The sequence below is a fragment of the Hyphomonas sp. KY3 genome (assembly GCF_017309975.1).
In the GTDB taxonomy this organism is placed as follows: domain Bacteria; phylum Pseudomonadota; class Alphaproteobacteria; order Caulobacterales; family Hyphomonadaceae; genus Hyphomonas.
In genome coordinates this window covers 697,064-720,339 of sequence record NZ_CP022271.1, presented here as the reverse complement: position 1 = coordinate 720,339, position 23,276 = coordinate 697,064, and the positions used below count along the sequence as shown (strand labels likewise).

The 23,276-nt window shown below is 59.8% G+C and carries 21 protein-coding genes; 7 read left to right on the top strand and 14 right to left on the bottom strand.

Annotation, left to right across the window (positions count from 1 at the left end; all coding sequences use genetic code 11):
- The first annotated feature begins 103 nt into the window (after positions 1 to 103).
- A complete protein-coding gene (locus CFA77_RS03725) occupies positions 104 to 1,219 on the top strand; it encodes an acyl-CoA dehydrogenase family protein (protein ID WP_206992308.1) in 1,116 nt (371 codons plus the stop codon).
- Between the two features lie 13 nt (positions 1,220 to 1,232).
- Positions 1,233 to 2,438: an acyl-CoA dehydrogenase family protein gene (locus CFA77_RS03720; RefSeq protein WP_034815938.1), complete on the top strand. Its 1,206-nt coding sequence runs from the start codon at positions 1,233 to 1,235 to the stop codon at positions 2,436 to 2,438.
- A 1-nt stretch (position 2,439) separates the two neighbouring features.
- Here the strand turns inward: CFA77_RS03720 and CFA77_RS03715 are convergent, their stop codons facing one another.
- The 4 genes from CFA77_RS03715 to CFA77_RS03700 are packed head-to-tail and all read right to left on the bottom strand — an operon-like array spanning position 2,440 to position 5,902.
- Complete coding sequence (locus CFA77_RS03715; RefSeq protein ID WP_206992307.1) at positions 2,440 to 3,036, bottom strand: ABC-type transport auxiliary lipoprotein family protein; 597 nt, start codon at positions 3,034 to 3,036, stop codon at positions 2,440 to 2,442.
- Positions 3,037 to 3,996: an MlaD family protein gene (locus tag CFA77_RS03710; protein WP_206992306.1), complete on the bottom strand. Its 960-nt coding sequence runs from the start codon at positions 3,994 to 3,996 to the stop codon at positions 3,037 to 3,039. It lies immediately after the preceding gene.
- Positions 3,997 to 4,013: 17 nt separating this feature from the next.
- Positions 4,014 to 4,778, bottom strand: a complete 765-nt coding sequence (locus CFA77_RS03705; protein ID WP_206992305.1) for an ABC transporter ATP-binding protein — start codon at positions 4,776 to 4,778, stop codon at positions 4,014 to 4,016.
- Entirely contained in the window at positions 4,775 to 5,902 is a 1,128-nt protein-coding gene (locus CFA77_RS03700) for an ABC transporter permease (RefSeq protein WP_206992304.1), read from the bottom strand. The genes CFA77_RS03705 and CFA77_RS03700 overlap by 4 nt, the downstream gene beginning before the upstream one ends.
- An 89-nt stretch (positions 5,903 to 5,991) precedes the next feature.
- On the opposite strand from CFA77_RS03700, the gene dgcA reads away from it, so the two are divergent.
- Positions 5,992 to 6,975: an N-acetyl-D-Glu racemase DgcA gene (gene dgcA / locus CFA77_RS03695; protein WP_206992303.1), complete on the top strand. Its 984-nt coding sequence runs from the start codon at positions 5,992 to 5,994 to the stop codon at positions 6,973 to 6,975.
- Here the strand turns inward: dgcA and CFA77_RS03690 are convergent.
- Positions 6,972 to 8,084, bottom strand: coding sequence for a hypothetical protein (locus CFA77_RS03690; RefSeq protein WP_206992302.1), 1,113 nt, complete (start codon positions 8,082 to 8,084; stop codon positions 6,972 to 6,974). The genes dgcA and CFA77_RS03690 overlap by 4 nt on opposite strands.
- 107 nt (positions 8,085 to 8,191) lie before the next feature.
- Here CFA77_RS03690 and CFA77_RS03685 point away from each other — a divergent pair, with 107 nt between their 5' ends.
- Positions 8,192 to 8,620: a PaaI family thioesterase gene (locus CFA77_RS03685; protein WP_034815921.1), complete on the top strand. Its 429-nt coding sequence runs from the start codon at positions 8,192 to 8,194 to the stop codon at positions 8,618 to 8,620.
- Positions 8,617 to 8,973 (top strand): DUF423 domain-containing protein, encoded by a 357-nt coding sequence (locus tag CFA77_RS03680; RefSeq protein ID WP_206992301.1) that lies wholly within the window; start codon positions 8,617 to 8,619, stop codon positions 8,971 to 8,973. The genes CFA77_RS03685 and CFA77_RS03680 overlap by 4 nt, the downstream gene beginning before the upstream one ends.
- On the opposite strand, the gene CFA77_RS03675 is transcribed toward CFA77_RS03680, so the two are convergent.
- Positions 8,970 to 9,587 (bottom strand): hypothetical protein, encoded by a 618-nt coding sequence (locus CFA77_RS03675; RefSeq protein ID WP_206992300.1) that lies wholly within the window; start codon positions 9,585 to 9,587, stop codon positions 8,970 to 8,972. The genes CFA77_RS03680 and CFA77_RS03675 overlap by 4 nt on opposite strands.
- 113 nt (positions 9,588 to 9,700) lie before the next feature.
- Here CFA77_RS03675 and pip point away from each other — a divergent pair, with 113 nt between their 5' ends.
- On the top strand, positions 9,701 to 10,690 hold the full coding sequence (pip, locus tag CFA77_RS03670) for a prolyl aminopeptidase (RefSeq protein ID WP_034815912.1): 990 nt from the start codon (positions 9,701 to 9,703) through the stop codon (positions 10,688 to 10,690).
- A gap of 315 nt (positions 10,691 to 11,005) precedes the next feature.
- On the opposite strand, the gene CFA77_RS03665 is transcribed toward pip, so the two are convergent.
- The 7 genes from CFA77_RS03665 to CFA77_RS03635 all read right to left on the bottom strand — a co-directional run bounded on the left by CFA77_RS03665 (position 11,006) and on the right by CFA77_RS03635 (position 20,157).
- Positions 11,006 to 12,391, bottom strand: a complete 1,386-nt coding sequence (locus CFA77_RS03665) for a sodium-dependent transporter (RefSeq protein ID WP_206992299.1) — start codon at positions 12,389 to 12,391, stop codon at positions 11,006 to 11,008.
- A gap of 78 nt (positions 12,392 to 12,469) precedes the next feature.
- A complete protein-coding gene (rodA, locus tag CFA77_RS03660) occupies positions 12,470 to 13,678 on the bottom strand; it encodes a rod shape-determining protein RodA (protein WP_242517474.1) in 1,209 nt (402 codons plus the stop codon).
- On the bottom strand, positions 13,675 to 15,615 hold the full coding sequence (gene mrdA / locus CFA77_RS03655; protein WP_206992298.1) for a penicillin-binding protein 2: 1,941 nt from the start codon (positions 15,613 to 15,615) through the stop codon (positions 13,675 to 13,677). The genes rodA and mrdA overlap by 4 nt, the downstream gene beginning before the upstream one ends.
- Entirely contained in the window at positions 15,612 to 16,160 is a 549-nt protein-coding gene (locus CFA77_RS03650; RefSeq protein WP_034815904.1) for a hypothetical protein, read from the bottom strand. Before CFA77_RS03650 ends, mrdA begins: the two co-directional genes overlap by 4 nt.
- 1 nt (position 16,161) lies before the next feature.
- Positions 16,162 to 17,031 (bottom strand): rod shape-determining protein MreC, encoded by an 870-nt coding sequence (gene mreC / locus CFA77_RS03645; RefSeq protein ID WP_206992297.1) that lies wholly within the window; start codon positions 17,029 to 17,031, stop codon positions 16,162 to 16,164.
- A 43-nt stretch (positions 17,032 to 17,074) separates the two neighbouring features.
- Positions 17,075 to 18,115: a rod shape-determining protein gene (locus CFA77_RS03640; RefSeq protein WP_206992296.1), complete on the bottom strand. Its 1,041-nt coding sequence runs from the start codon at positions 18,113 to 18,115 to the stop codon at positions 17,075 to 17,077.
- A 254-nt stretch (positions 18,116 to 18,369) separates the two neighbouring features.
- On the bottom strand, positions 18,370 to 20,157 hold the full coding sequence (locus CFA77_RS03635) for a hypothetical protein (protein ID WP_206992295.1): 1,788 nt from the start codon (positions 20,155 to 20,157) through the stop codon (positions 18,370 to 18,372).
- 105 nt (positions 20,158 to 20,262) lie between these two features.
- Between CFA77_RS03635 and CFA77_RS03630 the strand changes: the two genes are divergently transcribed.
- A complete protein-coding gene (locus CFA77_RS03630; protein ID WP_206992294.1) occupies positions 20,263 to 21,294 on the top strand; it encodes a glycosyltransferase in 1,032 nt (343 codons plus the stop codon).
- Positions 21,295 to 21,453: 159 nt separating this feature from the next.
- Here CFA77_RS03630 and CFA77_RS03625 read toward each other — a convergent pair whose 3' ends face one another.
- Positions 21,454 to 23,169, bottom strand: a complete 1,716-nt coding sequence (locus tag CFA77_RS03625; RefSeq protein WP_206992293.1) for a sensor histidine kinase KdpD — start codon at positions 23,167 to 23,169, stop codon at positions 21,454 to 21,456.
- Positions 23,170 to 23,276 lie beyond the last annotated feature (107 nt).

Genomic DNA, 23,276 nt, shown 5'->3' with positions numbered 1-23,276 from the left:
TTTCCGTTGGGTGACGGGTTTCCGCGCACGTAAACCGCGCTATTTTGCTCATCATTGAAGAAAAAGAGTGGCCCGACCGGCCACAAAGGGGAGCGCAAGCGACATGAACTTCGACTTTTCCGAAGACCAGAAATTTCTCGGCAATGAGGCCCGCAAATTCCTCGAAGCCGAATGCCCCATGACGGCCGTCCGTCTGGTGTTGAATGACGACGATGTCAGCCACAATGAAACTGTCTGGAACAAGGTGGTGGAAATGGGCTGGCTCGGCACGGCCATCCCGGAAGAGCATGGCGGCCTCGGCCTGGGCCTGCTCGAAGTGTGCGTGCTGGCAGAAGAAATGGGCCGCGTCCTGGCTCCGGTTCCGTGGGCCTCCACCGTCTACTTCTTCACCGAAGCGCTGAAGCTGGCTGGCTCGAATGAGCAACAGGCCGAAATCCTCCCGCGTATCGTCAGCGGTGATGTAATGGGCTGCTACGCTGCCAGCGAAGGCCCTGGAAATCCAGCAGCGGATTCGCTGAAAACGACCTTCGACGGCTCCACGCTTTCGGGCACCAAGGTCCCGGTCACCGATGGCGATATCGCAACGCACGCCGTTGTGCTGGCCAAGGAAGGCTCCGGCGCGAGCCTGGTCCTGGTCGACCTGACCGGCGAAGGCGTGACCCGCAAGACGCTCCAGACACTGGACCCAACGCGCAGCCATGCCGAAATCGTCTTTGACAAGGCTCCGGCCACGCGCCTTGGAAACGCTGGCGACGGCGAAATGCTGAATGACCAGGTCCTGGATCATGCGGCTGTCCTGCTCGCCTTCGAACAGCTGGGCGGCGCTTCCCGGGCGCTGGAAATGGCGACGGACTATGCAAAAGAGCGTTACGCCTTCGGCCGTCCCATTGGTGGCAACCAGGCGATCAAACACAAGCTCGCTGAAATGTATGTGAAGAACGAGGTTGCTCGCTCGAACTGCTTCTACGGCGCATGGGCCGTCTCGACGGGTGCCGCCGAACTGCCGGAAGCCGCCGCCGCGGCGCGCATTGCAGCATGCGAAGCCTTCTGGTTCGCGTCCAAGGAAAACATCCAGACCCATGGCGGCATGGGCTTTACATGGGAGGTGGACTGCCACCTCTTCTACCGCCGCGCCAAGCTGCTGGCCGTTCAGGCCGGAGCGCCCAAAGTGTGGAAAGAAAAACTCGTCCGCACCCTTGAAAACAAGAATGCCGCCTAAGGAGGAATGACTCATGGACTTCAATGACACCAAAGAAGAAGCCGAATTCCGCGCCGAAGCTCGCGCTTTCCTCGGCAAGCACCTCGAGCCCAAGGGCGACAAGCCGCTGCGTCAGCGCGTGGACGGCAGCGAATTCATGAAACTTGCCAAGCAATGGCAGAAGACAAAATCCGAAGGCGGTTATGCTCAGATCACCTGGCCGAAAGAGATCGGCGGGCGCGGCGGCACGCCAATGCAGCAGGTCATCTGGAACCAGGAAGAAGGCAAGTTCGACGCGCCGACCGGCCCCTTCACCATCGGCCTCGGCATGTGCATCCCGACCGTCATCGCGTTCGGCTCCGACGAGCACAAGAAGCGCTATGTCGGCAAGGCGATGAAGGGCGAGGAAATCTGGTGCCAGCTCTTTTCCGAGCCTTCCGCCGGGTCTGACGTTGCGGGACTGAAGACCCGCGCCGTCAAGGATGGCGACGAATGGGTCATCAACGGCCAGAAGGTCTGGACCTCCGGCGCACACTATTCCGATTACGGCATCCTGCTGACCCGGACCGACCCGAGCGTGCCGAAGCACAAGGGCCTGACCATGTTCATCGTGGACATGAAACAGGCTGGCGTCGAAGTGCGCCCGATCCACCAGGCATCTGGTGGTCGCGAGTTTAACGAAGTCTACTTCACGGATGTCCGCATCAAGGATTCCGACCGTCTCGGCGAAGTCGGTCAGGGCTGGAAAGTGGCCATCGTCACACTGATGAACGAGCGCCTTGCCGTGGGCGGTTCCCCTGGCCCGGACTGGGCGGAGATCATGGCCTATGCCAAGGAAGCCGGCACCATGTCTGATCAGGCTTTCCGCGAGAAACTGGCCGACTGGTATGTTGCCGCGCAAGGCTACAAGCTGACCAAGTTCCGCACGCAGACGGCCCTGTCACGCGGCCAGACACCGGGACCGGAAAACTCGATCGGCAAGATCATCACCGCCAACCACCTTCAGGACATTTGTAACTCGGCCATCGAGATGCAGGACCATTACGGCATCCTGACGGATTCAGATCGCATGCCAGCCGATGCCATCTTCCAGCAGAGCTTCATGTGGGCCCCGGGCCTGCGCATTGCAGGCGGCACGGATGAGATCCTGAAAAACATCATCGCCGAACGCGTTCTGGGCCTGCCCCAGGATGTCCGCGTGGACAAGGACATTGCGTTCGACCAGATGAAAAGCGGCTAGATCAAGCCTCAGGCGCGTCTGCGTGAACGTTGATGTACTGGCTGACGAAGGCCGCCACATCGTTCACGCAGGCCCGGCCTGCTTCGCCCAGCGCCTTGGCACGGTCTGCATTGGACCCGCCATTGGCACTGGCAGAATTCGAGACCACGATCTGGTCCAGCACATCTCGCGATCCACCGTCCATGAGCGTCGCGCGCACGCGGCACCGTCCGGTCGTGCCGGACAAGGTGAAATCCGTTACCTGCCAGGAAAGCTCATAGGGCGCTGAAGCTCCCGTCTCGGGCGCAATCGCCTTGCCTGCGCCCTGCCCCTGCAACGCGTCCAGCATCGCCATCTGCATCAGACGTGTCGACGAATCCGTCCATTCCACATTCGGCACCAAACGTAGCGCACCACTGGAGTCTTCCGCCGCAATCGCCCGACCGGCTACGAGGCGTGACGCATCCGGCTCACGAATGAGAACAGACGCATCCAAATCGTAGGTTGTTTCCATCGGCGCAAAGCGATAGAGGCCCTGTGGCACCTTTGGCTCTGGCAAGACAGACACACATGCTGCGAGGCTACAGGCCGCAAGGCCAGTCATAAGAACACGGATCATCTAGCGGCTCTCCTCATATGGGGCCGGGTCACCGACCACGAAGCCCTGGGGGTTTTGTTCCAATTCACGCGCGACCCGGTCGAGGCGGTTGATCAACAGGCGCAAATCCCGGCTGGCAAGACGCGCGTCGACCAGCGCGCCCGTGGCCGGGCCTTCGATGGCGTCTGTCGCCGCAAGTACCGCGAGATTGCTCTGCTCAACCGTCTTGTTCGCACTGGCAGCCACTTCGCGGATTTCGGCGACCAGCGCATTGGCCTGCGAGCCGAACTCGGTCATCTGACTGTCTGCATTCGTCCCGAAGGATTCCAACGACGCAGAGGCCGCTTCAAAGCGCGCGCTCGCCGCCGACACATCTTTCAGCGTCTGGGTCGCTTGCGCCATCGTGCCATCGGAGGCGGCGAGTTGCCCGCTGAGTGTTTCGATGTTGCGGATCGTGGCTGACAGGGACTCAATGTTCTCATCCGTGAGGATCAGGTTCACCCGCTCAATGGTCCGGTTGGCCTTGCCGAGCACTTCGGCGCCACCGGCAAAAATTTCGTCGAGTTGTGTCCGCTCGGCCTTGATGACGGGCACGGGCTGACCCGGCCGCGCACGCAGGGGCGCTGCCTTGGGTGACCCTGCCGTGATCTGAACAAATGTGATGCCCGTAATGCCGGCCAGCTGGATAGAGGCCGTAGAATCCACTTTCACAGGGGTTTCCGCGTCCACACGTATCCGGGCCCGTACCTTGGACTGATCCCCCCGGTCGATCCGCACCCAGGAGACCTCACCCACCTTGATGCCGATATAGCGCACCGAAGCCCCCTGCTCCAACGAGACCGGTCCCTCGAAGACAATATCATAGGCTTCAAAATCCTGCCGGAACTGGGACTGGCCCAGCCACAGCGTGAATACCGCCACGGCCATCGTGGCGATCAGGACGAATGCTCCGATCAGGGCGTAATTCGCTCGCGTTTCCATCGTCTCCGGGTCCTCTTCTAGTGTCCCGTCGCGGCCCGCCCACGCGGACCTCCGAAATATTCCTGGACCCACGGATGATCGAAGGCCCGTAATTCATCAATTGTGCCGACTGCCAGCACGCGTTTCTCGCCCAACACGGCAATCCGGTCACAAGTTGCCTGCAGCGTATCCACATCATGCGTCACAAGGAAGACCGTCAGGCCCAATGCGCGTTGCAGCTGTCGGATCAGCGCATCGAAATTGGCTGCTGTGATCGGGTCGAGCCCGGCGGTAGGTTCATCCAGAAACAGGAGTTCCGGGTCGAGTGCCAAGGCCCGCGCAAGGGCCGCGCGCTTGCGCATGCCACCTGACAGATCGGACGGGAACTTTGGACCGGCATCCCCATGCAGGCCCGCCATCAGAATTTTCATGTCAGCCAGTTCGCGGCATAGCTGCGGCGAGAGGTCGGTGTGCTCTTTCATGGGCACCATGACATTCTCGCGCACGGTGAGGTTCGAGAACAGTGCGCCGTCCTGGAACATGACGCCCCAGCTGCGCTCCACGGCGGCGCGCTCGTCCGGGTCGAGTGTCTCCAATCGCTTGCCGAACACTTCGATACTGCCCGCCGAAGGTTCCTTCAGGCCAGTGATCGCGCGCAAAAGCACAGACTTGCCACAACCCGATGGGCCGATGACGCCGATGATCTCGCCGCGACGAATATCAAGATCAAGATGCTCATGTACGACATGAGACCCATAAGCGGTCTTCAGGTCACGCACGCGGATGATGATTTCGTCGGTCAAATGCCCATCTCCATATAGAAGATGGCGAACAAGGCATCGATCACGATGATCGAGAAGATGGCCTGCACAACCGATGTGGTTGTCTTGCTGCCAAGCGACTGGACGCTGCCACCCACATTCAGGCCCTGACGGCAGGCAATAAGCGCCACCACGAACCCAAACACCGGAGCCTTGGACATGCCAACCCAGAACTGGTCCAACGGCACGTTCGACTGAAGACGGTCAAGGAAGAGTGCCGGATTGATGTCCAGTGCCAGCCAGCCAACGATGACGCCGCCTGCAATGCCTGCAAGCGTGCCTACAAAGGCGAGTACCGGCGTGGCCACAACCATCGCAATGATACGCGGCGCGACCAGCACATCCATCGGCTTCAGGCCGAGTGTCTGCATGGCGTCGATTTCCTGGCGCATCTTCATCGTGCCGATTTGCGCCGTGAACGAGGAGTTGGTCCGCCCCGCCAGAACGATGCCGGTCATGATGACCCCAAGCTCGCGCAGCATGGCAAAACCGATCAGCTCGACCACAAAGATTTCAGAGCCCAGGTCGCGCAGGGTTGTCGCGCCAATGAAGGCCACCACCATACCGACAAAGAAAGAGAGAAACGCGATGATTGGCATCGCATCGAGACCAGCCTCTTCAAGCACAGAGACAATAGAGGTCCAGCGCAACTTCCAGGGCGTCAGGACAAGTCGAAATGTCGTCACCAGCGTCTCACCGAGAAAGGCCAACGTGTCCTTGGCTTCGCCCAGCATGTTCATGAAACCGCGGCCGGTCCGCTCAAGCATATCGACCAGTCCGCCGTGTGGCGGCCGCTTGGGCTCTTCCACATCGGTCACGGCATGCACCTGGCCGATCAGGTTTTCGGCGTTGGAATGGTTGCCCTCGATTCGGGCAGGCGCTTCTGACAATTGTCGCAGCGTGCGGTCAATGACAAAGGCGCCGGCGGTGTCGAGCTTGCCGAGCGCCGCAGCGTCCAACACGAGCGCGCCCTCATGGGCCTCCAAATCGCGCAAACCGTCGTCCACGGCTTGAACCGTGCGCACGGTCCAGTCCCCCGAGACACGGAGGACGGTCTGTTCGCCGCTGGTTTCCAGCGCGAATTCGGGGATGCTAGGGTTCGCCATTCAATTGCTTTTCTACCTGACCACCCTATCCAAACATGCTTAAGACCTGAAAAGCATGATTGTTCAAATTTCACCTATTGGGACCATACATGGGCCAGCGAACACTTGAAATTACTGATGTTTCTTCACCCCTGAAGACGGCGTTTACCATTTCACGCGGCGCCAAGACCAGCGCGGATACAATTCGGGTCACCATCCGCGAGGGCGAGGCGGTCGGACGGGGTGAATGCGTGCCCTACCCGCGCTATGGCGAAACCCAGACCGGGGTACATGCAGCGATCGAAGCCCGTCGGGCTCAGATCGAAGGCGGTCTCAGCCGGGAGGCCTTGCAGACCGCCATGCCCGCTGGCGCTGCCCGGTGCGCCGTCGACTGCGCCTTGTGGGATCTGGAAGCCAAACTGACCGGCACACCTGTGTGGAAACTGGCGGGCCTTCCCGAACCCAAGCCGATCGAGACTGCGGTTACGGTCAGCCTCGACACGGCGGACGCAATGGCCGAGGCCGCGCGCTCAACGCCCAGCCGTTTGCTGAAGCTGAAACTGGGCGGACCGGAAGACCTTGAACGGATCGAAGCAGTTCATGCGGCCCGTCCCGATGCCCGCCTGATCGTGGATGGCAATGAAGGTCTGCTGCCAGAACAATTCCCTGCCATCGTAAAGCGTGCCGCAGACCTGGGCGTGGTCCTGATCGAACAACCCTTTCCGGCTGGCAAAGACGAGGCCTTGCTAAGGTGGCCCGGCGCAGTATCCGTATGCGCAGACGAAAGCGCCCATACGAGCGCCGAGATCCAGGAACTCGCCCGCCGCTACGATGCGGTCAACGTGAAGCTCGACAAGACCGGCGGGCTTACAGAAGCTATTCGCACGGTCCGCGCCGCACGCGAAAGCGGACTTGGTGTCCTGCTCGGATGCATGGTGGGCGGATCATTGTCGATGGCGCCCGCCGTTCTACTGGCCGGCCTCGCTGACGCGGCAGACCTGGACGGCCCGCTCTGGCTCGCCGAAGACATCGCGCATGGCCTGACCTATTCGGACGGCATGGTCAGGCCTCCAACATCAGCGCTCTGGGGCTAGGCCGCCCCGTCGAGAATATCCCTGAAACCGCTGGGGGCGTGAGGCCCCATGAACAATTGTTCGAAGGCGCCGATGCCTTCGGATGACAAGCCGCTCGGCCCTTCATGCCGTGCGCGGGCGATGGCCTGGATGTGGAGATTTTCAGGCTGTTGCCAAGACATCTTCTCAGGCTCGTAATCCTCGCGGAGAACCGACAACTGGTCACCATGATAGGAGCCATGCTTGCGCTCAGGATGGCCATAGCCGATGCCCTTCATCAGGAAGGTTCCGAACGGCTCGAAACTCACCGTATGCGGATTTCCCTGTCCGTCCTCGAGATGCAGCTTGGCCGACTTCATCCGCCGTGTGCCCGGCGTGTAATTGATGTCCATGTGCGGCTTGTCGAGATGGAGCAATTCGCCCTGTCCGGCGCCATCCATCGCCAGCACGGCGCGGGTGTTCCATGCCTCACCCGCCTCATCATGGTTCACATGATAGAACATTGAGAGGTTGGGGAAATTCGTCGGCGTCCAGATCCAGTAGAATTGCGGCGGCAATGGCGGGATCAGCGGCTGGGTATCCTGCGCGCCGATCGGGCGCACACCCCAGCTGCGGTCACGCGTGCCCGTCCAGCTGTCTGGCGACACAGTGATTTCCTGTCCATCAAGGCGCAACTTGCCGGACCATCGTCCATTCTGCGTCATTCGGGTGACGTCCATCAGCATGCGCGGCCCCTGCCGACGTGTGAAGCGAGGTTCTTCGATCGGAAAGGCCCTGCCCTCGAACTCCACATCCAGCGCGATGCCTTCGGTCTCTTCAACTTTCAATCGGATACGCTTCAGTGGCTCAACCACTTCGACTGAGAAGCCCCCGACATATGTGTTCATCCGCTCCATATTGAGGGGACGGGAGAAGAAAACCGAATGCTGCTTGCCACCGCGCAGGATCGAGACCGCCGCGTCGATAATGTTCAGATGCGGATAAATGCCCATCGCCGCCGCGAAGAAGGTCTCGCCATCGGCGGAATAGCCATTGAAAAAGAACCGGTCATAGAAATTCCGGTCTGAGCCGGAAAAGGCGATGGGCTCTGGCGTCTGGTGAATCGGGTATTCGTCTCCGGCGGTCAGCATGTCATTTCCTTCCTTCGCGTTACCTCTTGGCGGGCAACGTCCCGCAAGTAGGGTGAACGACAGAGACACGCGGTTCAAGACGTGACGCCAAGGGAGGCTCCATTTAGATGACCAAGATGACGGCGGAAGAAGCCAACACATTTCTCAAAGGGGCATTCGAGACCCAGGACAATCGCAGCGAAGTGGTTTCGATGGAAGACGGTCGCGCTGTGATGCGACTTGTTGCCGACTCCTCACACCTTCGCCCTGGTGGCTATATTTCCGGACCCACTCAAATGGCTCTGGTCGACTCCGCAGCCTACATGGCGGTGATGACGAAGACAGGACATGAGCCGATGACGGTGACCAGCAATCTCAGCATCAATTTCCTGCGTCCCTGTATCGGAGACGTCGTGGTCGCCGATGCGCGCATCATGAAGATCGGACAGGCACTGGCGGTCATGGATGTCGATGTGCGGATCGAGGGCGCTGAAAAGCCCTCCAGCCATGCCGTCGTCACCTATGCCATCCCGCGCCAGCCGAGTGGCATGGCATGAACCGGTTGGGCATCTTCGCGGCCCTCACGGGCTTTCTTGCCGTCGCCTTGGGCGCATTTGGCGCCCATGCGCTGGACGGCCAGCTGACCCCTGAAGGGCTCGACTGGTGGCACACCGCCACGCTCTATGCCCTGCCCCACGCGGCCGCGGCGCTCGCCATCTCGCTCCATGCGAAGACGGGCCTTGTGCGCAAAGCCGGCTGGGCGTTCGTATTCGGGACGATTGTGTTCGCCGGTTCGCTCTATGCGATGGCGCTCGGCGCGCCGCGCTGGTTCGGTGCGATCACCCCGATCGGCGGCATATCATATCTGGTGGGATGGGCGTGCTGCGCGTTGGGCGCGCGGAAAGCCTAGCTCGTCGACCGGCTCAGCGAGGCGTACTTGTCGGCCAGACCATCAGCCGTCTCACGCGCGTCATCAATCGTATCGGCGAAGGATTTGAGCTCACGGTCAACCGGCGCCACATCCATGTCCATGTCAGGGCGTGAAGTCACTTCACCCATGGCACCCTGGAAATTGCGATAGGCCATCTGCGCGCGAACAAGTGCCCGCTCATAGCTCATCACGTCAGCGCGGCTGGCGGTATCTTCCTTGCCGGACTGCAGCACATCGCGGGCTTCGCGGCTGACATCTGCCAGACCGGTGCGAGCGGCCTGTGCGTCCGACACGATGCGGGCCAGTACAAGCGAGGGGGCATCAGACTTCGCTCCGATGCGGGACGCATAGTCCCGGCTATCGTCACTATCGGATTTTCCGTTGATCAGCGTGGACGCAAATGCGGCAAGGCCGCCTGTCGCTTCGATCCAGCCATTCTTCACAGCGTCCGCACAATAGTCGGCTGATACTTTGCGCAAGGCAGATTGGGACTGCGTAAGGCTGGTTTCCACCGACGCCTCACCGGGTACCATCGAGACGGTTGCGCACCCCGCCAAAAGGCATAGGGATGCACCCAGAACTATACTACGCATTTGACAGCCACCTACACACCTGATTGGGACCACACCTGTAATAATGTTTACGGACGCAATTGGACCAAGTCCAGTAATGGCTGTGAATTTGACTGAAAATAGGTGAAGACTGCATGAACAGACGCCCAAACCGCCGCATTTTGTTCCCGAGACTGGAATCCAGACGCTCTGGACGGCTGCGAGTCAGTGAAATCCACGAGATTTACTGGGAAGAATCGGGGAATCCGAGCGGGATTCCCGTCATTGCCGTCCATGGAGGCCCCGGAGGCGGCTCTAGCCCAGAAATGAGGCGTTTCTTCGATCCGGGCAAATATCGCATCATTCTGTTCGACCAGCGCGGCTGTGGCCGCTCCACCCCGCACTCGGAATTGCGCGAAAACACGACCTGGGACCTGATCGACGACATGGAGTCGATTCGCGACATGCTCGGGATCGACAAATGGGTCGTCTTTGGCGGCTCGTGGGGGTCGACCCTTTCGCTGGCCTATGGCGTCACACATCCCGACCGCACGCTGGGCCTTGTCCTGCGCGGCATCTTCCTGGTCTCGAAGGCGGAGATCCAGTGGTTCTACCAATCCGGCGCCAGCCGTCTGTTCCCGGATGCTTATGACCGGTACATCAAGCCGATCCCGGAAGACGAGCGCGACGACCTGCTGATGGCCTTCCATCGCCGCCTGACAGGTGAAGACCGGCAGGTTCGCGTGGAAGCCGCGCGCGCATGGTCGCGCTGGGAGGGCGAGACCCTGTCCATCAAGGGTCCGACCACGACCCCTGCCCGCTTCAATGAAGATGATTTCGTCGACGCGTTCGCGCGCATCGAATGCCACTATTTCGTCAATCGTGGTTTCTTCGCGAATGATAGCTGGTTGCTGGACGAGGCCGAGACCAAGCTGAAGGACATTCCAGGCACTATCGTACATGGGCGATACGATGTGGTTACGCCACTGTCGACCGCATGGGCGCTGTCCAAGGCATGGCCGAAAGCTGATCTCCATATCATACCCGATGCCGGTCATTCCTCGATGGAGCCAGGTATTGTCGACAAGCTCATTCAGGCCACGGATGACTTAGCCGACATGTATGCAGGCCAACTGAAGTCCTAGCGCCAATGGCCGGACAGGCATCGCCTTCCGGGTTTTTCGATAAATGTAGCGGGCGGAAGATATTTCAGGCCACGCAGTCTTGGGTATTGGGGAAGTATCAGGGCGCGACCCTCATATCTTCCGCCGCTGGAGCGGCGGCCATGGGCGACCGCAACTCCCACCAACCGCGCTGAGCATCACGGCTGGAGACAGGGGCAGAATGCCATGCCTGCGCCGCCGCCGGATTGGTCCGGCAAGAACTGAAATGGTTGCATGAAAAAAGGGGGCGGATAACCGCCCCCTCAATCCGATGACTTCGCATGCTTGGCGCGTCGTCTAGATCACGCCAAGCTTGGTCAGCGTGCCCAGCACCAGAATGAAGGCCAGCGCCGGCGGCACGATCCAGCGACACATGAAGCGCCAGAGGTTCATGATCGTGCCTTCGCCCAGCTCGGTCGTCAGCATCTCGCGACTGACAATCCAGCCCGCAAACACAGCCAACAGCAGCGCGCAGAGCGGCAGCATGATGTTGCCGGTGATAATGTCTGCAAAGTCGATAAAGTCGGTGGAATAGACATAGCCCATGCCGATCATGAACAGCATGAAACCGATGCCCATGGCCGCGCCCGGGCGCGTGACCCCTTCACGTTCTTCCAACCATGCCACGCCAACTTCCATCAAGGAGATGGATGACGTGAACGCCGCAAACAGAGCGAGCAGGAAGAAGGCGCCACCAACCCAGACGCCCAGTGCGCCCATCTGACTGAATGCAATCGGCATGGACACAAAGAACAGGCCGGGACCGCCCGCAGGGTCTGCGCCAAATGCGAAGACAATCGGGAAGATCGCGAAGCCCGCAATCAGCGCCACCATCGTATCCGCGCTGGCCACGATCGCCGAAGCACGCGGAATGTTTGTATCGCGGCTGAGATAGGCGCCATAAGTAATCATCAGACAGGAGCCGACTGACAGCGAGAAGAAGGCCTGACCGACCGCTTCAAGGAACGTACCCATGGTCACTTCACTGAAGTCAGGGGTCAGCAGGAAATCGGCGGCTGCGCCCGCATCGCCTTCAACCAACGCAAAACCGACGATCCCGATCAGCAGGATGAAGAAGGCAGGCATCAGCACGGTTGCAGCTTTCTCGATGCCACCTTTCACGCCGCGCGCCACCACAAAAACATTTGTCAGCAGGAAGGAAGCAAGCAGGCCACCAATCACGTACTTGTTGCTGATCGTTTCACCGAAATTGCTAGCCGACACATCCGCAATTGAAACAGTAGTGCCAGTCTCCGCCGTCAGGCGGGCGGCCTCGGCGGCAAAGCCATTGAAGGTGCCCCCAAATGCCTGCGGGATGAAGGCAAGCACCCAGGCTGAAATAACGATGTAGAAGGTCAGGATAAAGAAGGCGCCGAGCGATCCGATCCAGCCAACGACCTGCCAATTCTCACTCTTGTTCTCGGCTCTCGCAAGAGAGTGGATGCCTTCAATGGCCGACATGCCCGACTTCCGTCCGAGCGCATATTCCGCCATCAGCACGGTCAGGCCGAGGAACAGGACGCAAAACAGATAGATGATGATGAAGGCGCCGCCGCCATTCTCCCCCGCGGTGAATGGAAAACGCCAGAAATTGCCGAGGCCAACGGACGAGCCGACCGCCGCCATGATGAAACCGAAGCGCGAACCCCAATGGTCCGTCTTGCGGCCAATTTCTCCTGCCATACGCCCTCTCCCCGGGTACAAGTTTTGCGCGAACCTATCTTCGGCGAAACAAAAATCAACGACTGTTATGTTTTAGTGCTAAAATAGACCTCGGGCTGTCAGTTTCTCGTCACGGTGCATGTGCGCCGCGATGATGAGCCCGAAGCACGCCATGGTCGTCAGCATGGCTGTGCCGCCATACGAGATCAATGGCAAGGGCATTCCAACCACCGGCAACAAGCCCAACACCATGCCCACATTGAACACGATGTAAAAGCCGACGGTTGCGACGGCTCCCGCAGATGCGAGACGGCCGAACCAACTGACCGAGCGCGCCGCACTATAGAGCGACCACCCCAGCAGCACCGCAAAGCCGACAAGCAGCGCGGTCGAACCAAGGAAGCCAAACTCTTCTGCGATCACAGTGAGAATGAAGTCGGTATGTTGTTCAGGCACATAGTCTTGTTGAGACTGGATGCCCTGCAGGAAGCCACGTCCGTTCAGGCCGCCAGCGCCGATGGCGATCTTGCCTTGTTCGATTTGATAGCTTTCGCCCAGTGCATTGGTCGCGCCGCCAAACAATTGTGCGAGGAACGTGTCGACGCGCTCGCGTTGATAGGGTGCCAGCACGAACTGATAGACCGGCCAGACCGAGGCGACACCGCCGATGATGGCAGTCCCAATCACGCGAACTGACAGGCCCGCCAGGAAGATAACCACGCCACCTGACGCGACCAGAGCCAACGTCGTGCCGAAATCGGGCTGTTTGAAAATCAGCGCCGCTGGCAGGAGGATGATCGCCAACGCGCCCAGATGCACCATGACGCGACCGGTCTGGGGCTGCAGCACCATCTGGTAATATCGTGCGAGCGCCATTGTGACGGCAAGTTTGGCAAATTCCGAAGGCTGTACGGCAACCGGCCCGATCTGCAGCCAACGTTGCGCACCGCCGCCCGTAACGCCCATGACCTCCACGAGGATGAGCAGAACAATCGTGCCGACATAGGCAGGAAAGGCCAACCGCATCCACCAGGACAGCGGCAACATGGCCAGCCCGATCATCATGAAGAAGCAGACAACGAAACGCACCAGTTGCAACTTCCAGAGATGCGCTTCGGCAGGATTGGTGTGCGCTGAAGAATACAGCATCGCGATGCCTGTCAGCGCCATCGCCGCAATCAGCAGGATAAAGCCCCAGGGCAGTCGCATCAGCTTGTTCAGCGGCCCCTGATTGTCGAAATTGAGAGAGGTTGCCGTGCGCGTCCGCGCTTCGCCGCGCGAGAAGCCGGTAAACCCTTCGCGGTTCATGTTGGCTCTCCCGCATCGGTCATGGAGGTCGGCAGCGACGCGCTTTGCGAATAGGACGGTTTGCGGCGGCTATCTGTCTTGAGCGCGAAATGTAGAATGTCGCGCGCAACGGGCGCAGCCGTACGCGAGCCCCCTTCCCCATGCTCGACGACAACCGAAATCGCGTATTTGGGATTGTCCGCCGGGGCATAGGCCACAAACAAGGCGTGGTCACGCAGCTCGCGGGCAATCTCGCTGCCCGAGCGCACGCCACTGAGGCGCTCTTCTCGGGTAATACGGCGCACCTGCGCCGTACCGGTCTTGCCAGCCAGGCGCGGGCCGCCAAGGCCAAGGTCACCGGATCGATAGGCCGTGCCTCCACCTTCGGAGGTCACGCCATACATGCCTGCCTTCATCAGCTTCATGACTTCCGGGTCGAGCGGCGCATCCAGCGTATGATCATCCTGCGACTGCGGGCCAATGCCAATCATTCGCGGCTTGAACGGTTTGCCCTCGGTCGCGATCCGCGCCGTCATCAGCGCAAGTTGCAATGGCGTGGTGCCAAGCTGGCCCTGACCGATGCCAAAATTCAGCGTCTCGCCTTCATACCAGTTTTCCTTGCGGACGCGTTGCTTCCACTCGCGATCCGGAACAAGGCCGCCCCGGCCGCCCGTCATACCCAGCACCCAGTCCTGACCAAAGCCGAACTTGCGCGCGGTTTCGGCAATCTTGTCGACGCCTGTACGTCGGGCGATCTCGTAGAAATAGACATCGCACGAGCCCTTGATGCCCGTGTGCAAATTCACTGAGCCGTGCCCGCCCTTTTTCCAGCAATGCCAGGTCCGGTTGCCGAAATGGTAATAGCCATTGCAATGCACACGGTCGGTCGGCTTGATCGCGCCAGCTTCCAGCGCGGCCGTCGCGACGACCATTTTGAACGTCGATCCCGGCGGGTAGACACCGCCATGCGCACGCGGATAGAGCGGTGAGCGTGTATCGTCGCGCAGTTCGGAATAATTGGCGGTCGAGATGCCATTGACGAAATCGTTCGGGTCAAAGGCAGGCGTGGAGACCATGGCCAGCACGTCACCACTCTCGACATCCATGACAACGGCCGCACCGCTTTCGCCCTCGAAGCGTTCAATCGCGACACGTTGCAGGTCTGAGTCGATGGTGACGAACAGGTCCTTGCCGGGCGTTGGCGCAAGCCGCTCGTCCGGAATTTCCTCAATCACGCGGCCATGTGCATTGGTCACCAGCTTGCGGTAGCCAGGCTTGCCGCGCAGCCATTCTTCAGCAAAGCGCTCCATGCCCTGACGACCTGTCCGCATGTCCGGATGCCGGAACATGGTCTTCAGTGTCTCGGCTTCCTTGTCCGTCATGTCGTCAGTCAGCCGAACGAGATCATCCTGGCTGGCGCGTGCGACATAGCCCAACACATGCGCGAAATCGCGTCCGCGCGGATAGGACCGCGTTAGCGCCATTTCGACATTCACACCGGGCATCTCCGCCGCGTGCACGTTCATGCGCGCAAAGTCTTCATAGGTCAGCTCGTGCGCGACCGTGACGGGTACGAAACCGGCATTGCGGCGACGGCTGAGGCGGATCTCGTTGGCTATGCGTTCGAGCCGCTCATCCGGCAGCTCAATCAGCGCGGCGATCTGCGCGAGCGTATGCTCTGGATTGTCAGTCTGTTCCGGTGTGATCGAGATGCGGCCCGCTCGGCGGTGCGAGGCCAGCGGCCGTCCAAACCGATCAAGGATACGCCCGCGCTGCGGCGGGGCGAGTTGCAGCTTGATATGGTTGGCCTCGGCCTGTGCCTGATAGCGTTCCTGATCGAGGATCTGCAGCTGGAACAGACGCGCAATCAGGCCGGCCCATACAAGGCCGCCTGCAGCCCCGGCAATTGCGGTACGGCGTGTAAACGCAAAATCGAGATCGGCAGTCTTCTTGCTCATCCGGCCTGCCCCGCAAGTTCACCCGGCCTGCGGCCAAGGTCGAACATCTTCTGGAGCACGGCATAGGCGAGCCCGGTTGTAAGCAAGGACGCAAACAGCGGCACCACGCGGACGGGATGGTCTTCCAGCGTCGACGCCATGAGCCACAGGATGAGAAAGGCCCCGGAGAACAGCAGAACGGGTGACATGATCGCGACAAGAGGTTCGTTCATGACATCGAACATATCAGCAATTGCGGTGCTGGCACCGTAGGCGAGCAGGTTGACGATGACAAAACATCCGAGCGGCGCGTGGAATGTTACATCCTGCACGAGGCCAAAAATGATCAGCAGGATCATCGGACGCAGCGACAGGCCCACCCTGCCCCAGCCGACGGCACCCCACAATGCAGCATAGGGCCAGGCAATCGAGAAGCCGAAGATTTCGCGCGGTGTCAGGCCCAGCAATCCGATGGCCGCAATGGCAAACGCCCCGAACAGGAGACGGGGCGTCGGGCCGGTCTGCGACCACAGGCTTTTCTTGTTGCGGGGAGCAGAGCGCGACATCCTATTGGCGCGCCCCCTGTGCCGGGCTTGCAGCAACGGTGGGTTCTTCCACCTCAAGCTCCATTGGCTTGCGTATCTCTGGGGCCGGGATCATCTGGACATAGCCGCCATCACGCTCTGCCATCGAGAATTTGACCCGCCAGTCATCACCAACCTTGCGAACCTCACCCACGATCAGCCCCCGCGGGAAAGCGCCACCCTCGGCGGAGGTCAGGATACGTTCGCCTTCGACAAAATCATCGCGCTCCGGCAAATCCGTCAGGCTGCCGAGGCCATCGCGGCCACCATAGAGAATGGCCCGCACGCCACTGACTTCGCCCATGACAGGGACACGGCTGTTGAAGTCGGTGATCAGGAGGATGCGAGAAGAGTACTCGCCGAGTTGAATGACGCGGCCGACCAGCCCCCCCTCGTTCAGGGCTACCGCGCCGGGCTCGACGCCCTGCGCACGGCCCGCATTGGCCAGAATGGTTTGCGCGAACGGTCCGTCATTCTCTGCGGTCACCCGCGCAGTCACGCCCCGTGCCGGTGGCTCGCCCACCAGGTTGAGGATTTCCTCATACGCTTCGAGGCGCTCGGCCATTGAAATGGCGGCGGCCTTGTAGCGCGAGAGATTTCGCACTTCGGCTTCGAGTTCCTTGATTCGTCGCTCGCGCTTGGCCTGGCCGGTCACCCATGCCCAGGCATTGAAACCCTCATTGCCGCCTAGCTGGTCACCAACGGTCGTGCGAACGGGATTGAAAAGCGTGCGAATTTGCGGAGCGGACTGGGCCAGGACGAGCGCAATCGCGCCGAAAATGAACACACCGAGGATTAGACGCTTGGGAGAGCGTTTCTGACTCTTCGATCCTGATCGGCCGAGGCGCGCCATTGGCCAGTTCCCTTGCGAAATTACCCCTGTCAGCTCATCTCAATCAGACTTCGGGTGAAAGCACCGTACGCATCTTCGTGAAATTCTCGAGCACGTGCCCGCAGCCATTCACAACACATTTCAGCGGATCGTCGGCGATCATGACCGGCAATTGAGCCTGCTCACGGATGACCGTGTCGAGATTGCGCAACAGGGCGCCGCCACCTGTCAGAACGATACCGCGATCAACAATATCCGCAGCCAGTTCCGGCGGCATGGCTTCGAGTGCAATCTTAACAGCATCAATGATGTCCGTCACGGGCTCACGCAGCGCTTCGGCGATCATCGCTTCGGTGATCTCGGTCTCCTTCGGAACGCCATCCAGCGTGCCGCGCCCCCGAACGGTCAGGGCCATGCCGGTACCATTCTCCGGCGGCTGGGCCGTGCCGATTTCCTTCTTGATCCGTTCAGCGGACATTTCGCCGATCAGGATCTTCTGCTCGCGGCGCAGGTAATTGACGATGGCCTGATCCATCTTGTCGCCGCCAACGCGGACTGAGCGCGAATACACAATGCCGCCCAGCGACAAGACCGCCACTTCAGACGTACCGCCGCCAATATCCACGACCATGGACCCGGCCGGATCATCAATCGGCAGGCCCGCGCCGATTGCGGCGGCCATTGGTTCTTCGATCAGCTGCACTTCGCGGGCACCTGCGGCGAGGGCCGACTGGTGGATAGCGCGGCGCTCAACGCTGGTGGCGGAGCTTGGCACGCAGATGATGATGAGGGGAGACACAAACGCCCGGCGGTTGTGAACCTTCCGGATGAAGTGCTTGATCATTTCTTCGGCGACTTCGAAATCAGCAATCACGCCATCTCGCATCGGGCGAATGGCTTCCATGTTTACCGGAGTCTTGCCGAGCATGTTCTTGGCTTGCTCGCCGACCGCATAGACAATCTTGCGACCGCCTTGCGTCATGTAGGCAACGACAGAGGGTTCATCGAGCTTGACGCCCTGCCCCTTCACATAGACCAGCGTGTTCGCTGTCCCAAGGTCAATGGCCATGTCCGTAGACAGCATGCCGAGGAGGCTACCAATCATGTCGTACCCGAGCTCTTTCTTGAGCGGCCGAGCGGTTTTGCCCGGCACGCATGTGCAATTCTTTACACAGCCCCATACACCATCTGCCGTTAACGCCGCTTTAATGCAAGAGTCGCTCGGCACATAAGTGGTACGCAGCGTTCATGGTGAATATTTGCGCTGTTTTAAAAGGGATTTTTTCCGATCCCAGACAACCGTCCACATCGCCAACGGAACGCATCGTACGGCAATCGTTAATAAAGGCCAAAGATGCTTTAGGAAAGATCTTCATCTTTCTGGTCGACGGCTCCGTCCCCAAGCACCCGATAGAGACGCGCTGGCGTTTTCGCACCTGTGTCGAGCGGGATATTGTCGAGGAAATCCGGGATCTCCTGGCGCTTGAGACGTGCCGCAAATCCGTCCTGATCATGCGTGGTCATCAGTTTCGTCTCGGCATCCGCCGGGCAGGTCACGATATAGTCGATCCTGCTGCGGGATAGCTTCGCGCGCGTCTCCCCTGCATGGGACAGCAACAGCTCGATGGCCTGACTGATGCCGTCCTGATTGCGATGATAATTGCCCTGCAGGACATTGTGATCGGTGCGATTCAGGATCTTTGGGCCAAAATCAGCCGGCGCGAGGACCCGGCCCTTCGGAAGCGTCTCCAAGGTGGCAAACAGACCGTCCTGCAGGCAATCGGCCTTGTCGCCGGTCTTGTTTGTCTCAACTGCAGGCGACACCAGGAGGCCCGGCAATGCCCACAGGAAGGGTACGCTCAGGGCCAACGCGCCAATATAGGCAACGCTGGACGCGTTGCGCGCCTTGCCGGTGCGGTAGATATCTGCGATCCACAAGCCCAACGGAATGACCGCGAAAAGGTGGCCGAATACGTAGAAGCGGGTCTGGTAGAGGGTCATCGCCACTGCCGAGACGAGCAGCGCCACAAACAGGAAATTCGCGCGCATCCGCTGGCGGCGATACAGGCCGTAAAGGCAGAGCCCCAGCGCGAGAACCGTGATGCCAAGGCAAAATCCAAGCTTCGCGACAAGGTCTGATCGTTCTGCGAAGATCGGGCGCGCCTCATCCACACGGTCGAGCCAAAGGGTTTTTACATCCGGAGACAACTCATCCAGCGGATTGGACAAGCATTCCGGGCCAACCAGAACCAGTGCCCCTGCACAGGCGGCCCCCACCAGCGCCAGCGTACCCAGCCGCAGCCACCATATGCGACCTGACATGAGCAATGCGACGGCGGCCAGACCAAATCCACCCGCCATGCCAGCCAACAAGCTGACCGCAGAAAGCGCGTCGCACGCCACGACAGTGTATTGAGACGGCGCGACCGTCGCGAAGAAGGCAATTTCCAATCCGGCGGCAAGACCCGCCCCAAACCCGGCTGCGCTGCGCATGGCTGCGGCGCCGGACACGGCCCAATCCAGGGCCATGAATGCGCATATCGCGGCTGCGAATACATAGACTTCGCCGCCAATGGCAACGGACGCTGCCAGAGCGAGACCTGCGCCGACCGCTCTGCTGGCCCGACGCTGTGGATCGAGCGCAAGCCCCATCGCCACCGCCATAAGCGCCAATTGGAGATTGTGATGATCAATTGCTCCCGGTCGGAAACGATAATGAGCGGAGTAGACAAAAATACTGAGCACGAGACAGGCCAAGGCCCCTGCCCGGCCGCCGACTTGGCGCGCGCCCACATAGAGACCGCCGAGCACGATGAGTACACTGAGAGGTGGCCATGCCGAATAAGCCCAGACAAGCGCCGTTTCGGAGGGCAGGAACAGGTCAAACAGGCTGAAAAGCGCGAGGATGGGAAGATCGACCAGTCGCGACCAATGCATCGCCGTGCCGCCGTCTGGACCCATCCGGTATTGATGGAGATCGAACCAGTCCTGGCCGTTCAGCAAATCCTTGATCTGGACCAGCCGCATCACGTCGTCGCCATCAGGCCCGATCGATCCAAGCGTTCCCTGGAGGGCGGCAGATGCGACCAGCCAGACCGGCACGACCACAAACAACACAGCGATTTTGGCGTCGAACCGAGTTTGCACGACCTCCCTTTCCCACTCTGCAGGCAACCAAGCCTTCCACTCCCGAAAGGCAAACTTAACCAGTGGGGGTGTAGGAAACCCTAAAGAGGGAGGCGCTGAAAACCCATGACCGAAGAAGATGTTGCCCGATTGAATATCGCCGTCCTGTTGCCTTGCTACAATGAAGGCAAATCAATCGCGTCCGTGGTCATCGGGTTTCGCAAGGCCCTGCCAGCCGCCCGCATCTACGTCTATGACAACAATTCCAGCGACGACACGTCAGCCCAGGCCGCCTTTGCAGGCGCCACCGTCGTACCGTCGCGCCGACAGGGCAAAGGCAATGTCGTGCGCCAGATGTTCGCGGACATTGAAGCCGATGTTTATGTGATGGCCGACGGCGACGGGACGTATGATCCGACCGCCGCGCCGCGCATGATCGATACGCTGCTGGCAGACCGGGCAGACATGGTGGTGGGCACGCGCCGAAACGTTACCGAGGATGCAGGTCGCAATGGCCACGCTTTCGGCAACCGCCTGTTCAACATGATCTATCGCGCCCTGTTCGGCAGCGATTTCACAGATATTTTCTCCGGGTATCGCGCCTTTACGCGTCGCTTCGCCAAGAGCTTTCCCGCCTCGTCACCAGGATTTGAAATCGAAACCGAAATGTCGGTCCACGCGTCGACCCTGCGTCTGCCCGTGTCCGAGATCGAATTCGATTATGGCCGCCGCGTCGAAGGCTCCGAAAGCAAACTGTCCACATTTCGCGACGGATTCCGCATTCTGCGCATGATGGGCATGTTGGTGAAGGAAACCCGGCCATTCATGTTTTTCAGCTCAGTGTCCGCAGGCCTGTTTGGTCTCGCCGCGATCCTGAGCGTGCCGGTGCTGGCAGAATACTTCGAAACCGGTCTGGTCAGTCGCATGCCGACCTGGATGCTGGCCATGACCCTGTTGCTGGGCGCGATGATGTCTTTCACCGCAGGCGTGATCCTGGATTCCCTGTCACGGGCGCGCGTGGAACAAAAACGCATCCACTATCTGTCGATTGCGCCTGCACGCGGTGAAAAGCATTTCCGTGGCAGTGGATCTGTTTCAGACCGTCGTGAAGCGGATCAGGCAATATCCGCTCCTCAAATTCGCAAGACGAGCGCCTAGAACGATCTTCCATTTTGAAGGGGCATACCCCGCACTGCAGCCTTTGCAGTGCGCGATCCTCCTGCGTTTAACGCAATCGCATAGCGAGCTCGCCAACTAAGGCAAAGTGTTCTGGAATACTGGTTTTGAATGTCAGGTTGCCAAGAAGGATGACGCGCTTTAGCCGGTCTTCTTCTGCAACTCTGCAGGATCAATGACCGAAATTTCCGTTGCGGTGGCGCTGTCCTGAGGGGCCGAGCGACGCACAAGCGTCTCTGGAATGGTGACAAACGCCGTTGTTCCACGGCCGAGTTCGGAGCGCAGCTTGATGCGCAGACCCTGAGCATCGGCCAGACGACGCGCGACGCTGAGGCCGAGACCGACACCGGTCGAGTGGTCATACTTCTGGTGCGCCGGACGAGAATGGAAGAAGGGTTCGAAGGCCTTTTCAAGCACGTCTGAGGTCATACCCCTGCCCCGGTCACGGACCATGACCACGAGCCCAACGCCCGACACCATGCCCGCCTTGACCACGATAGGCGCCGACGAGCCGGATTCCAGCGCGTTCTTGATGATGTTGCGAATGATGATTTCAAAGCTGCTTTCATCCATGTCCGCAGCCAGATTGCTCGGCACGCTGATCTTGAGACGATCTGCAAAGCGCGAGAATTCCCCTTCGGTCAGCTTGCGCACAACGTTCTGGATCACTTCAGACACTGGCACTTCTGATGATTGCGCCAGATAGTCTTCGCGTTCCATCCGCGTGAAATTGATGATGCCATCCAGTGTCGAAGACAGGATCATCGCCTGTTCGGCAATCTTGTCGGCATAGGTGCTGACTTCTTCTTCGCTGCATGGGATGTTTGACGATGAGCCGATAACGCCGGCGCATGCCGAGATGACATCAAGCGGCACTTTGAGTTCGGCGCTCATTGAGCCGAGGAAACGTGTCTTGGCTTCGTTGGCCGCTTCAGCATCGTTACGAGCATGCTCGATCTCAGACCGGGCCTCTTCCATGCGAGTCACGTCTGTGTAGACGACCACAGTGCCGACACCGCTGATGCATTCGACGGATTTTTGCCAGAAGACCCCATCACGACGGATCGGTTTGTCGATGGGCTCCAGCGTATCTTCGCTTGTTCCAAACACTTGTTGGTGCAGCTGGTTTTCTACGACGACATCCCCATCTTCGTTGAAGATTGCAAAGGCCTGGTGGCTGGCTTCGAGCGCACCAATCAAAAGGTCTCGGGATTCTTCCGCCTTCTGGGTCGCGTCGATGTCTGACTTGTAGACCATGTAACTGGAGCGTGCGCCAAGATAGAGCGCGAACATGAAGGACACCATCATCAAACAGATCGTGGCGCCCGTAACGGATTGCGCATAGGCGCTATAGGCCGCACTCGCGAAAAAGGCTGAAAGTGCATAACGCAGGACAATGCGGGGCACGCGCGTCAACATACTGGCCATGCCAGCCGCCATGGGGGTGATCATGAGACCACCCATGATCATTGCGGCGTTTTCATCTGCTCCGACGAAGAAAGGCAGGGATCCCCATGCAAGGCCAAACAGGATGGCAAGGAATTCCGAACGGCGAAGGTACTTGCCGCTGACCGTTTTGGGCGCCGGGCGCCCCCGCTTCAACAGGAAATCAATGACGAGCAGTGTGGCCAGGCAGAGATTGATCGCAATCCAGGCTTCAATATTTGTTTCAGGCACCCAGCGGTGAACAAGGAAGCTCGCCCCGATGGTGTTGACCAGCATGATCGTCGCCATGACCAGCTTGTGACTGGAAAAATCCATGTGCTGCTGCAGCAGGACCAATCGGTCAACCGCCGTCGCCCGGGGAATCGTGTTCCCGGTTACATAAGACAGAAATGATTTTTCCTGTTTCGCCATGACACCGCTATACACAGGCAAGGTGAACAATCCGGTCTACAGGCCCGAAGGGATTGGCAGACTGTGGAAACTTGTCGTTAACGCGGGTGTTAACCAAAGATAGATAC